The organism is Marinobacterium marisflavi (genome assembly GCF_982447095.1).
This window is the reverse complement of sequence record NZ_OZ457898.1, coordinates 2,721,027-2,732,865: the sequence shown is the minus strand read 5'-3', so window position 1 is coordinate 2,732,865 and position 11,839 is coordinate 2,721,027. Positions and strand designations below refer to the sequence as shown.

12 protein-coding genes are annotated in these 11,839 nt (G+C 50.8%); 7 read left to right on the top strand and 5 right to left on the bottom strand.

Translation table 11 applies throughout. The annotated features are described in order from the left end of the window. Positions 1 to 26: 26 nt before the first annotated feature. Both AC1WNR_RS13455 and AC1WNR_RS13450 read left to right on the top strand, forming a co-directional pair. On the top strand, positions 27 to 902 hold the full coding sequence (locus tag AC1WNR_RS13455; protein ID WP_481645008.1) for a fumarate hydratase: 876 nt from the start codon (positions 27 to 29) through the stop codon (positions 900 to 902). A gap of 10 nt (positions 903 to 912) precedes the next feature. Continuing rightward, on the top strand, positions 913 to 1,524 hold the full coding sequence (locus tag AC1WNR_RS13450; protein WP_481645007.1) for a fumarate hydratase C-terminal domain-containing protein: 612 nt from the start codon (positions 913 to 915) through the stop codon (positions 1,522 to 1,524). A gap of 30 nt (positions 1,525 to 1,554) precedes the next feature. On the opposite strand, the gene AC1WNR_RS13445 is transcribed toward AC1WNR_RS13450, so the two are convergent. The 3 genes from AC1WNR_RS13445 to AC1WNR_RS13435 all read right to left on the bottom strand — a co-directional run bounded on the left by AC1WNR_RS13445 (position 1,555) and on the right by AC1WNR_RS13435 (position 4,153). Continuing rightward, a complete protein-coding gene (locus tag AC1WNR_RS13445) occupies positions 1,555 to 2,553 on the bottom strand; it encodes an Ldh family oxidoreductase (protein ID WP_481645006.1) in 999 nt (332 codons plus the stop codon). Positions 2,554 to 2,624: 71 nt separating this feature from the next. Further along, entirely contained in the window at positions 2,625 to 3,791 is a 1,167-nt protein-coding gene (locus AC1WNR_RS13440) for a UxaA family hydrolase (RefSeq protein ID WP_481645005.1), read from the bottom strand. Between the two features lie 74 nt (positions 3,792 to 3,865). Then, on the bottom strand, positions 3,866 to 4,153 hold the full coding sequence (locus AC1WNR_RS13435) for a UxaA family hydrolase (protein ID WP_481645004.1): 288 nt from the start codon (positions 4,151 to 4,153) through the stop codon (positions 3,866 to 3,868). A 161-nt stretch (positions 4,154 to 4,314) separates the two neighbouring features. On the opposite strand from AC1WNR_RS13435, the gene AC1WNR_RS13430 reads away from it, so the two are divergent. Both AC1WNR_RS13430 and AC1WNR_RS13425 read left to right on the top strand, forming a co-directional pair. Continuing rightward, positions 4,315 to 5,043, top strand: coding sequence for a GntR family transcriptional regulator (locus AC1WNR_RS13430; protein WP_481645003.1), 729 nt, complete (start codon positions 4,315 to 4,317; stop codon positions 5,041 to 5,043). Continuing rightward, a complete protein-coding gene (locus tag AC1WNR_RS13425; RefSeq protein WP_481645002.1) occupies positions 5,040 to 6,068 on the top strand; it encodes a YeiH family protein in 1,029 nt (342 codons plus the stop codon). The genes AC1WNR_RS13430 and AC1WNR_RS13425 overlap by 4 nt, the downstream gene beginning before the upstream one ends. A 19-nt stretch (positions 6,069 to 6,087) precedes the next feature. On the opposite strand, the gene AC1WNR_RS13420 is transcribed toward AC1WNR_RS13425, so the two are convergent. Next, entirely contained in the window at positions 6,088 to 6,300 is a 213-nt protein-coding gene (locus tag AC1WNR_RS13420; RefSeq protein WP_481645001.1) for a hypothetical protein, read from the bottom strand. 164 nt (positions 6,301 to 6,464) lie between these two features. On the opposite strand from AC1WNR_RS13420, the gene AC1WNR_RS13415 reads away from it, so the two are divergent. Further along, a complete protein-coding gene (locus AC1WNR_RS13415) occupies positions 6,465 to 8,075 on the top strand; it encodes a tetratricopeptide repeat protein (protein WP_481645000.1) in 1,611 nt (536 codons plus the stop codon). Between the two features lie 57 nt (positions 8,076 to 8,132). Here AC1WNR_RS13415 and nosR read toward each other — a convergent pair whose 3' ends face one another. After that, a complete protein-coding gene (gene nosR / locus AC1WNR_RS13410; RefSeq protein WP_481644999.1) occupies positions 8,133 to 9,443 on the bottom strand; it encodes a response regulator c-di-GMP phosphodiesterase, NosR family in 1,311 nt (436 codons plus the stop codon). Between the two features lie 174 nt (positions 9,444 to 9,617). Here nosR and AC1WNR_RS13405 point away from each other — a divergent pair, with 174 nt between their 5' ends. Then, positions 9,618 to 10,205, top strand: a complete 588-nt coding sequence (locus tag AC1WNR_RS13405) for a response regulator (protein WP_481644998.1) — start codon at positions 9,618 to 9,620, stop codon at positions 10,203 to 10,205. 27 nt (positions 10,206 to 10,232) lie between these two features. Beyond that, positions 10,233 to 11,831: an EAL domain-containing response regulator gene (locus tag AC1WNR_RS13400; protein ID WP_481644997.1), complete on the top strand. Its 1,599-nt coding sequence runs from the start codon at positions 10,233 to 10,235 to the stop codon at positions 11,829 to 11,831. Positions 11,832 to 11,839: the final 8 nt, after the last annotated feature.

The following is an 11,839-nucleotide window of genomic DNA, read 5'->3' as shown; positions in this document are numbered from 1 at the left end:
ATAGTAAGTTTTGGGTTTGAGTAGCAATGAAAGTTGATCTAAATGAGGTTGAAGAGGCGGCTAAAACACTCTACATACGTGCTCTGAAAATTTTACCAGATGACGTCAAAAGCGGTTTTGACACCTTAGTTAAGCAGGAGCAACATCCCACTGGGCAGCGGATCTTGGCGACTATGGTCGAGAACATTGCGGTCGCTGAAGAGACAAATAATTTGCTCTGTCAGGACACCGGTATCCCTATTTACAACATTACAATTGGGCGCGGAGTGGATGTTGATGGTTATGAGCTCAAGGAGGCAATCCGCAGAGGATGCACGCGTGCAACCCAAGAGCACCCTTTGCGCTCCAGTGTTGTTCACCCTATTACTCGAATCAATGAGCACACGTCTGGAGGGCATCGGGTTCCGGTAATCAGTGTGGATTTTAGTGACGAATCCGAGGTGCTGACCATTGATATGGTACCCAAAGGTTCCGGTTCGGAGAACGGCTCGTTTCTGAAAATGTGTATCCCTGCCGATGGTATCAACGGTGTCAAAAAATTTGTGATTGATAAGGTGATGGAGTCGGGTGGTAAGGTCTGCCCACCAACGATTGTCGGGGTTGGTGTTGGTGGTACCTCAGATCTGTGCACGAAGATCGCAAAACTGGCTGCCAGTCGGCCTTTGGGATCAGTTTGTGACGATCCCGAGGGTGCAAAGCTTGAAAAAGAACTATCTGAAGCCGTCAACAGCCTTGGCATTGGGGCTCAAGGACTCGGCGGCAATAGCACGGCCTTTGCCGTGCATGTTGAGACTGCCGCAACACACATCACAATGAATCCGGTCGCTGTAAATATTATGTGTAACTCGGCTCGCCGTGCGCAGGCGCGTTTCACAACCGCCGGCGTTGAGTACGGATTTTAGAGGGATACACATGGCACATTACACAATTGAAATGCCCTGCTCCGAGGAAGCGATTCGCGAGCTGAAGATCGGCGATACGGTTACGCTCAGTGGCTGGCTTCACGGAATACGAGACGCCACACAGATTCACATGTTTGATCACGATCGCCCCACCAAATTCGACTTGAGTGGACACGCGGTCATACACACCGCACCAAATGTACGTAAAGTAGAACCGCGTGATAATTGCCCCGCGGGTTACGAAATTGTCTGTGTCGGTACAACCACGTCCATGCGCATGGAGCGTTTTACCGCGCCCCTAATGTCACGAGAGGGTGTGCGCATCATTATTGGTAAAGGTGGTTTAGGGGATGAGTCACGCGACGCGTTCAACGAGCTTGGAGGCGTCTATCTGGCAATTGTTGGCGGTACCGCGGCGCTCGAGACCACATGGATAGAGCAAATCACTGATGTCGATATGGACGAACTTAACCCCGAAAGTCTTTGGAAATTCAAACTCAAAGAGTTCGGCCCCTTGCTAGTTGCGATGGATAGTCACCGTCAAAGTATGTATGACGAAGTACAGGCTAGCGTTGAGCAGAATAGGGTGAAGGCGTTAGAGCGCATGGGTATTCCCGTTTAATGCTCAAATGATAGCCCGAGATTAGTGGTCTTACTGCGCGTTTAGACGGTGCAGCTGTTCAATAATACGTGGATCAAGATCGATCCCTTCGGCTAAAGCCTTTCGACGACGCTCAAAGCGTCCGCTGCCGGGCAAGCGTGTGCCTGGTTGAAGTAAAATTTCTGTAAATAGCTTTTCAGCCTGGCTTACAAACCCTGGGTTGAATGTTGCTGGATTAATCAGCAGAAAAAACTGACCAATTCTCGGTTGGGGGCCCTTTTCAGTAAAAAAAGATCCTGCTTGGTAGCCGAAGTTGGAGCCGCTCAGACCAGCACAGAGCAGCTCGAGCATCATGGCAAGAGCCGCGCCTTTGCTATCTCCAATGGGCAGTAGTGCCCCGTCGAGTGCCTCCGTAGCATTGGTGGTGGGCTCACCCAGCTTGTTAGTTGCCCAGCCCAAAGGAATATCCTTGCCAGCGTCAGACGCCAATTTTATTTTCCCACGCGCAACTTTACTCAATGAGAGATCGATCAATAACGGGTCTGTATTTTCTCGGGGGCAGGAAAAAGCGACTGGATTGGTACCGAAGAGGGGGCGAATCCCACCTGCTGGCGCAATAGCTGACGTAGAATTTGAAAAGGCCATCACAACATAACCGCGACGCGCTAACGGCTCGATAAATTGCCCAATAGCACCTGAGTGGTGTGACTGACCGATACTGAGCACCGCGATCCCTGTCTTCTCTAGGTTTTCTGCAGCAGCACAGAGGCCGAGTTCAATGGCTGGATAAGCAAAACCGCCCGCTGCGTCAACGGTGAATACACTGCTGGCCGGCCTAGCCAGTATTGGCCGCGCGTACCCATCAACTTTCCCGTTCTGAGCTTGTTTGGCGTAGGCATATACGCGTGCCGCTCCGTGAGAGTGCAAACCATCTAAATCGGCTGCCACCAGCGATTGCGCTACGCTGTGGGCGTTCTCTTCTGATGTGTTGTGCTTGATCAGAATCTCGTGCAGCAGTGTTTCTAAAGTCTTGGCCGATATTTGAGTCATAGCAACTCCTCGTTTTAAACCAAAAAAAGGCGGTCATTTGACCGCCTTAAACGCTTCAACGGGGATAGAACTTAAGCGCTGCGGTACAGTTTAGTCAGACTGAACTCAACGTGGCCGAGTGCTTCTGCACATGTGTGACGGCCGTTTGCTGCGCCAATAGCTTCAGCAATCAGGGCGTCACCCGCCTCGTCCAGAGTCATCTCGTGACGCAGGATAGCAGAAACGTCCAGATCGATGTGCTCGCTCATGGTGCGCACTGTACGTGGGTTACCAGTAATTTTGATAACCGGCATGATTGGGTTACCGATAACGTTGCCCTGACCTGTTGGGAACAGGTGAAGCACATAGCCTGCAGCAGCCTGCAGGGTGTTACATTCAGCAGCAGCTGATGAGGTGTCCATGAAGTAGAGACCCGCGCCTTTCGCTGGTGCCTCAGCAGGTTCCAGTACGTCAATGTACTTAGCTTTCTTGCCGATCTTCTGCACGTTACCCAGCGCTTTCTCTTCGATAGTCGTCAGACCACCTTCGATGTTGCCTTTGGTTGGCTGAGAGTCTGACAAGTCGTCGGTTTTTTCAGCAAGGATGAAGTCGTTGTAAGCAGACCAAGTCTTCATGAACTTTTCGGCTGCTTCAGGCGTTTCAGCGCGGCCAGCAACAATGTGCTCCGCACCAGTGATTTCTGAAGTCTCACCGAAGCAGAGGGTTGCGCCCATTGCGTACATTTTGTCGATGAAGTTACCCACGGTAGGGTTAGCAGAGAGACCAGACGTTGTGTCTGACTCGCCACACTTGGTTGCAACCCATAGGTCGCTGATTGGGCACTCTTCGCGCTGCAATGCTGTTGCATGATGAACGAACTCTTTAGCTTTACGAGATGCAGCTGCGATGGTGTTGATGTCACCGTTCTGCTCGATTGAGAAACCAGCAACTGGCTTGCCTGTTGCAGCGATACCTTCAACGACTTTATTAGTCCAACCTGGCTCGATACCTATAACAACCACAGCAGCGACGTTAGGGTTTGCGCCAGTACCAATGATGGTGCGGAAGTGCAGCTCTAGGTCGGCACCAAACTGCAGACGGCCGTATGCGTGCGGGATTACAGTGGTGCCTTTGATGTTGTTGCTGACAGCTTCACAGGCTGCGTTAGAGATGTCGTCCAGTGGAAGGATAAGGACGTGGTTACGGATGCCAACGCGACCATTTTCGCGGCGGTAGCCCATAAAAGTAGGATTACTCATTGTATTCTCCCAGTGCGCTTAGATGAGGCGCTAAATCAAATATTTAAAAATCAGTTATGTAACGGCTCAGTTGCTTACCAGCGCTTGGTCTTCACGTTGTGAACGTGTACGTGTTCGCCCGCTTTGATTGGTGCAACAACGCGACCCATGTCTACGTCGTACTTGATAATAGTGTCGCCTTCAGCGAGGTCACGCAGAGCAATTTTGTGACCCAGGGGGATGTCGCTCAGAGCCTTCAGGTTTACCTGCTCATCTGTATCCATCTTGTAGCCAACAACGTCCATGCCGGCTTTGATGTTCTCTACTACTGCTACGCCGACAACATCATCTTTGTCGTGGATCAAAAAGTGGGTCTCACTCATCTCGCTTTCCTCAAATAGTTTGGATCGGTTGACGACCCGGCATGTAGGGCATGTCGTGCCGTTAAATTGTTTATTAAAATATATCTTTTGTCTTATGTCTTATATAAGACTGATTTTTAAGATACACTCCAAATCGATCGATAGCAATAGGCTGCTAAAAAATGGATGAAATTAAATCGCCGAGCTTCAAACCGCTCTATCAACAGGTGAAAGAGTTGATGGTATTGCGCCTGACAGATCGCAGTTGGGCACCCGGCAGTATTTTGCCGAGTGAGGCACTGCTTGCGGCCGAGTTTGGAGTGAGCCAGGGAACAGTCAGAAAGGCTCTTGATGAGCTGACTTCGGAAAATTTGCTGCGTCGCAGCCAAGGGCGTGGGACCTTTGTCACGGAACATACAGCCAATCGTTCGCTGTTTCACTTTCTTAATATGGTTGACCAGAACAACGAAAAGCAGATACCCGAAAGCCACCTGGTCAGTATCGCGAGCGATCTTGCCACTGAGAGCGAGGCGGTTGATTTAGGCCTGATTGAATCGATGAATGTGATCCGTATTCAGCGCAACAGGTCTCTGGAGGGTATTCCAGTAATTACTGAAGAGATAGTTGTCTCATCAAACCGTACCCCGGGATTGGAAAATTATCCTTTACCACTGCCTAATACGCTCTATCAACTTTATGAAAAGGATTTTGGCTTCTCGGTGACATCGGCGCGTGAGTGGTTAACAGCCGTCAGAGCCAACCCGCAACAGGCGCAATGTCTAAATGTCGAAGTTGGCGCGCCTCTATTATGTGTTAAGCGGATCGCTTACACCTACAACGCACAACCCGTTGAGCTGAGAATCAGTCTTTGCCACACCGCTAATCACAGTTATTTATCGGAGCTTACATGAGCATTATCACCGCAGGGCGCAGCGCCCAATTTATTGATCGGGTCAAAACCCTAGCTCCGGGATTTATTCTTTGTCTAGTCATAGGCATGGCCTCGACTTTTGTGTCGGATCACTACGGTGGTCCCGTGATTCTCTACGCTCTGCTGATGGGTATGGCACTCAATTACCTGTCGAATGAAGGTAGTTGTGTGGCGGGTATCCAGTTTTGTGCGAAGACGGTTCTGCGCTTCGGGATCGCGCTACTGGGCGCGCGCATTACCGTGGAGCAGTTGCTGGGTCTTGGTCCGATGCCCATCCTTATTGTTCTTGTGGGAGTGCCTTCAACCATACTGTTTGGCGCGTTTCTGGGAACGCGACTCGGTCTCTCTAAAGAGAAGAGTGTTTTAACGGGAGCGTCAGTGGGTATTTGTGGTGCCTCTGCAGCACTTGCAGTCTCTGCGGTTCTACCGCAGAGCAAAGATGCGGAGCGTAATCTAATATTTACCGTTGTCTGCGTGACCGCGCTTAGCACAGTAGCGATGATCGCTTACCCGCTGATTGTCTCTAGTTTGGAGTTATCGCCTGAAGCGGCAGGTGTCTTTCTCGGAGCGACTATTCATGATGTAGCTCAAGTTGTCGGTGCGGGGTACATGATGTCAGATGAGATCGGAGATATTGCGACCTTCACCAAACTTCTCCGAGTTTCAGTTCTCGTACCGGTAGTGATAGTCATCTCTCTGATAGCGGCTAAATGGGGCGTGGATCAAACAGCTTCAGCGACTAGTAAGTCGCCACTGCCACTCTTTCTGCTGGGCTTCATATTCGTTGTTGTAATGAATAGTGCCGGCGCTATTCCTCCACTGGTTGCGACTACAATGGTAGAGACCTCTCGCTGGTGTTTGGTGCTGGCGATGGTGGGGCTAGGCATGAAGTCTTCGTTCAAGGAGTTGGCCGAGATGGGTTGGAGGCCGCTCGCGCTGATGGTCGGTGAGACGCTTTTCCTCGCCGTACTAGTTGTTACTATTATCCTGCTATCTGGATTCTAATTCCGGCTCTACGCCCCTGCTAACGATGTTTAACTTGTGACAGGGGCTTAGTCGCCACCTTTACAATCGTAACGAGGTACAGGCTAAGTAACACCGCACTCCAGGTCCACGGGTTATGATTGAGCGTCTCTGAAAGCGCGATACCAAAATAGATTAGTAGCGCTGGGTAACCCAGCGTCAGACTCAATAGCTGCTGTACTGAGGAGATTTTTAACGCATTGAACGTGCGCATTGTCGTCCCTCCGATAAGTTTTCATCCAGATATAACTATATCGAATCAATAAAATAATTCTAATAACAAATAACTCTATATAAAGAATTTGTAGGGATTGGCCGCTAACCCCTTCTATCTATGCTCTACTATAGTAAAAATATCGGTACAGAACCGAGGTAAGCGTGACCCTAAAGCCCAGAGACTACGCCAAGCTAAACGTCTTGCTGCTAGAGAGCAGCGGACCGATGCGTTCGGCTATCTACTACATGCTGCGTGACCTCGGTGTACTCAATCTCTCGGTTGCGACGCTGGGCTCACAAGTGTTGGAGCTGTTTGAAGAGCATGCGTTCGATATTGTGCTGCTCGGTCATAACGGCCGCGACTCCACGACTGGGATTCAACTGCTTGAGGAGGCCCGCTACCGCGGCTACATGCGTCCCAGTTCGGGGTGGATTCTGATGTCCTCTGACAGCTCACAAGAGGTGATCCTGCAAGCGCTCGATAGTCATCCAGATGACCTAATAACCAAGCCGTTTAGTAAGGAGGAGTTGCATCAGCGCATCTCAGCTATTGTGCGCTTGAAACAGGCTTTGCGTGCCGTCGACGAAGCGCTAGAGCGCGGCGATCAGCGAGATGTGGTGCGTGCCTGCAAGAAGATATCCCGTTTCGATCCCGCCTACCACGATGCAACTCTGATTCGCGCCCGCGCACTGATTGAGTTGGGAGAAGCGCCCGATGCCATACAGCTGTTGGAGAAGTACTACTGGGAAGAGCCAGAGAAAGAGCTCGGCGTAGCCCTAGCTCATGCCTACCTGAGTATGCATCGACTTGATGACGCCCAGAAATTATTGGATGGGATTGTGAATAATTACCCGCTGTTTATGCAGGCATACGACCTGTTAGCGCGTGTGCTTGAGCTGCAGGGGGAGTTGGACGAGGCGCGTGAGACCCTGCAGTCTGCCACCGCACAGGCGCCTCTAGGGATTCTTCGCCAAATGGAGTTGGGGCGTGTGGCAACCCAGAGTAATGCTTACGAGGTGGCGCGCTCAGCCTATAAACGCACGATTACTCTCGGTCGTAAAAGTTGTTACGGCAGTGCCGAGCCGCATCTCAAACTGGCGAACATCGCGCGTTTGCAACTTAAAACAACTCCCGACAAAGCGCATGCGAGCTTGATTAACGAGATTAGAGAGACGCTGTTGCGGGCTCAGCAAGAGTTTCCCAAAGATGAGGCGCTCAGAGTTAAATCAGAGTTGGTGCTGAATGAGACTTATCTTGCAGTCGGCGACATTGAAGCCGCATCCCGAGCCCTATCCCGCGCTGATATGATCAATTCCGGTTTGCGTAATCCGCTCAACCTCACGCGTGAGAAAGAGCTTCTTAACAACGACCCCGTACCGGTGCTCGAGCCGATCAAAGTACCAGAAACTGTAGCGGCGGTAGATTCGCCGAAACGCGACCCGCAGATGTCGGCCAAGGTCAATCGTATCGGTATTAAGCACTACCTTGCTGGCAAGCCTTCTCAGGCGATTCGCTACTTCGGCATGGCGACTGAATATGACTCCTCTAATGCTTTGGCCTATCTCAATTTAGCGCAGCTGTTCCTAGAGTCGGCTCGTGATGATAGTGCCCGCAGAGATGAGCGCTTGCGTATGGTGGACCGTTATTTGCGTCTTACTAAGAGAATGAAATTAGATGAGGATCAGCTCGAACGGCAGAACTCATTGGCGTTTCTGCGGGAAACGCCGGCCGAAAAACTACCTAAAGGCTCTCTAGGTGTTCTGCTTCAGTAAGCGTTTTTTCTGGAAGACTACTCAAAGACGTCAACGGCTATTGATAAATGTAAACGGTTATTTATAGACGTAGACGTCCAGGAAAGTCTCGTCCGCTTCCTCAATTTTGTGCAAACGCTCGATAATACTGGGGGTTAAACGTTTACCGTTGGGTAGCAGCAGAATTGAGCGGCTGTTGAACAGATCGCGCGATAAGATCATCCCACCTTGGAGTTTGGACGTAGAGAGAATGCGTTCATCCTTCTCTACAACCTCCTCATTTAGTTGAGGGATGACATCCTGCAGGATTTCTACAAGTTCCGGGTCATACAGATGCCCGGCGGCCTTCTCGATCTCCTTAAAAGCAGAAAACGATGAGAGGCGTCCTTTCTGCATCACACCGTGCAGGGTGCGGATGTAGTCTCTGGCGACACTGAGAATTCGGGCTGCCAGTGGGATATCGGTACCGCTCAGCTTATCAGGCGTGCCCTTGCCATCAAAGCGCTCAAACTGAAACTTTATGGCGGTTGCAGCCTCAATCAGGTGGGTGGCAGGTGCCATCGCTTCAACAGCAAAGCTCGGATGTGTGATATAGATGCGGCGTTGCTCTTCGGTCAGTTCGTACCAGTTTGCAGTGCGCAAACTCGTATCCATACAGAGAAGACCCAAGTCGCCTAGAATACCGGCCAGTCGAATCTGTCCGATAGACTCTTTTTCCAGATGTTTATTACGGGCCATCAAAGTACACAGCTTACCAGTCAGAATCGCCTGGTTGCCACCGAGCTGTCCGCTAAGGCTGAGCAGGTTGTAGAAGATACGAGCGGTCGCTTTCTGCGACTGTTTCAGATCGGCCAGGCTGGCCTCTAATTGGGCGTAGCTGGCACGCAGTTCAACGGTTCGCTCGTTAACCTTAGCTTCGAGATTCTTGTTGAGCTCGTTTAGAACTTCATTTTTCAGGCTCAGCTCTTGGGTCAGCTCTGCGTTCCGTCTCTCGAGATTACGCCGGTGCAGCTCCTGTCGGACAGCGGCCAAAAGATCGTCATTCTCCCAAGGTTTGCGCAAGTAACGATCCAAACGCCCTTCGTTGATCGCTTGCTGTAGCAATTCCATATCTGAATAGCCGGTCAGCAGTATGCGCGCAGGATCAAGGCCAAGATTGTTAACCTCTGTGAGAAGCTCCGCACCGGTCATTCGCGGCATGCGCATGTCGGTAATCAGTAGATCTATCTCGTTCTGCTTAAGGATATCAAGCGCTTCAGCACCTGATTGTGCTGTGAATACTTCTGCTTCTTTGCGTAGGGTGCGTTTTAGGGATGAGACGATGTGCTCTTCGTCGTCAACGCAGAGAATTCGAGGTTGTTTGTCTTGTTTATCCGTCTCGCTATGCATTTTACCTCTCATAGTTGGCGCGATCTGAAATTTGTTACTAACCTGTAAGACATGACATTTAGACGGCCGATTTGAGCCATCTCTATTCTGTTAACGGCTAAGCAGGGTTTGTCTGAAGCTGATGTCAGTTAACAATAAAAATTAACGCGGGTTGCATAAGTAAATCATAGACCTATGAAGACATTAAGCACAGGCGAGATCGCCAAACTATGTGATGTTAACCTTAGAACAGTGATTCGCTGGATTGAACGCGGAGCACTGAAAGGTTTCAAACTGCCCGGTAGGGGCAATAACCGAGTCCGTGTTGAGGACTTTATCGCCTTCTTGGTAGAGCACGATATCCCGATCCCCCCGGAGCTTGCAGGTGACGACAACCGTCGTGTGCTCATTGTCGATGATGAGCCAGCGATCGCGCGCTCAATTCAGCGTGTGCTGCGCAGCAATGGTTTCGTGACCGATGTGGCGGTGGATGGGTTCCAAGGCGGTACTAAGTTGATGAAGGACCGTCCAGTTTTAATGACCCTCGACTTGAGCATGCCCGGTTTGAGTGGCTACGACGTGCTCAGTTTTGTACGCGAGACACCTGAGATCGCAGGTACCAAGATCATCGTGATCTCTGCGTTAGGCAGCGATGCACTACAGAAGGCGATTGATCTGGGCGCTGACGCGGTACTGACGAAACCCTTTGATAACGATCAGCTGCTAGAGTGTGTGAGTAGTCTGGTTGGTGTGCAATCACGCAGCATCCTCGAAGAGGAGTAAGCGTCTGTCGCTTTAAAGGTGCATGGAGTGCAGCGCAACTTATTACTGGTCGATGATGAGGTGGGAATTCTCCGCGCCCTTCGTCGACTTTTTCGCAGGGCTGGTTATCAAATATCGATCGCCGAGAGTGCTGAAGAGGCGCTTGAACTCCTAGCGGTCGAAGAGTTTCCGGTGATCCTCTCCGATTTTCGCATGCCAGGTGCCGACGGCGGCGCACTGTTGCAGCGTGCAGCCGAACTCGATCCCCCTTGTGTTGGCCTGATTCTTAGCGGGTTTGCAGAGCTTAAGCAGGTACTCGGTGCTTTTAATTCTGGTGCCGTGCACCGTTTTGTGCCGAAACCCTGGGTCGACAATGACCTGCTAGAACAAATTGAAAACGCCTTCCATATTGCCGAACAGAAACGTTCAGATATTGATATGGACAGACGTGGCTTGTTGAATAGTCTACAGCGCGACTACCAGCGCTTTTATCCGGTCAATCTTGTTGATGAACTGGATACCCCCGGCGGGAAAATACGAGCGCTTTATGCTGTGGAGTTTTCATCTCCCAGAGTCGTGCTAGCGCAAGAGCATTTGGATACCAAGAGCGCACTCGCGCTACTAACGGATCGACTTGTTCGAACGCTGCCTAATGATACGGGTTTCTGTCACTGGAACGGCTATACGCTGATGTTGCTTGTCGACAGCGAGCAATCCGCTTCCGTTGAAGAACAGTTGCGAAGCCTAAGTTATCTCCGTTGGTGTGTTTCACATCCCAAGGAACTGGCCGGTGCTGATAGGTTACGTCAACTGCTACTTGACCTCTCTCACATGGATTTAGACAAGGCAGAGTTTGCCCAAAGCGGGTGGGGTACGTTACTTGATACTGAACTATCCGAGACGATCGCCCGCGCTGTTAATGAACGCTCCTTCAGTGCAGTGTTTCAACCGATCTGCGCAGATACCGGTGAGCTCAAGGCTTTAGAGGCCCTGGTGCGCTGTCCGGCTGTCACGGATTCAGATGTTTCGCTTAGCGAGCTGATTCGGCATATCGATCTTTTGGGTTATACCGATCTATTTACCGAACTTCAGTTGGCGGCTGCAGTGAGCGAATTCAAAGCGCTGAACTTGCCAGAAGAGATTAAACTTGTGCTAAATATCTCTCTGCGCCAATGTAGCTCACCGCATCTACAGAGCCTGATAGAGCATAGCGTCGGCAAAGCCGGGCTCAATCTGCAGCGGCTGTCGATTGATATAGGTGAAGCTACTCTACGTTCAAAAACACCCGGCTGCATGGCTAATCTTGAATGGTTACGCGATGCTGGAGTGGAGCTCACGCTCGATGATCAGGGCGCGGCGCATGCCTATTTCAACACTGATGATGTGCTAGCGGTCGATGCTGTAAAACTTGATCGTGCTTTTCTGCATGAGTTAGATGCTCACCCCAACAAACAGGAGATGCTGGTTAATCTCTGTGACCGCATAGAGGAGCGCGGTAAACGTCTCAGTTTTGAGGGGGTCGAGAATCAACAGCAGCTCAGCTTCGTACGCGAGCGTTACCGTTTTAGCTATCAGGGTTACGGCTTAGCGAAGCCCATGAGTGGGCCAGATATTCGTCTCTGGCTATCCCAGCGAGACGCTCAATAGAGGATGTC

Excerpts from the sequence above, each read along its gene's own strand:
- AC1WNR_RS13405 (WP_481644998.1), top strand. The coding sequence starts at position 9,618 with ATGAAGACATTAAGCACAGGCGAGATCGCCAAACTATGTGATGTTAAC.
- AC1WNR_RS13430 (WP_481645003.1), top strand. The coding sequence starts at position 4,315 with ATGGATGAAATTAAATCGCCGAGCTTCAAACCGCTCTATCAACAGGTG.
- AC1WNR_RS13445 (WP_481645006.1), bottom strand. The coding sequence starts at position 2,553 with ATGACTCAAATATCGGCCAAGACTTTAGAAACACTGCTGCACGAGATT.
- AC1WNR_RS13455 (WP_481645008.1), top strand. The coding sequence starts at position 27 with ATGAAAGTTGATCTAAATGAGGTTGAAGAGGCGGCTAAAACACTCTAC.
- nosR (WP_481644999.1), bottom strand. The coding sequence starts at position 9,443 with ATGCATAGCGAGACGGATAAACAAGACAAACAACCTCGAATTCTCTGC.
- AC1WNR_RS13420 (WP_481645001.1), bottom strand. The coding sequence starts at position 6,300 with ATGCGCACGTTCAATGCGTTAAAAATCTCCTCAGTACAGCAGCTATTG.
- AC1WNR_RS13450 (WP_481645007.1), top strand. The coding sequence starts at position 913 with ATGGCACATTACACAATTGAAATGCCCTGCTCCGAGGAAGCGATTCGC.
- AC1WNR_RS13425 (WP_481645002.1), top strand. The coding sequence starts at position 5,040 with ATGAGCATTATCACCGCAGGGCGCAGCGCCCAATTTATTGATCGGGTC.
- AC1WNR_RS13440 (WP_481645005.1), bottom strand. The coding sequence starts at position 3,791 with ATGAGTAATCCTACTTTTATGGGCTACCGCCGCGAAAATGGTCGCGTT.
- AC1WNR_RS13435 (WP_481645004.1), bottom strand. The coding sequence starts at position 4,153 with ATGAGTGAGACCCACTTTTTGATCCACGACAAAGATGATGTTGTCGGC.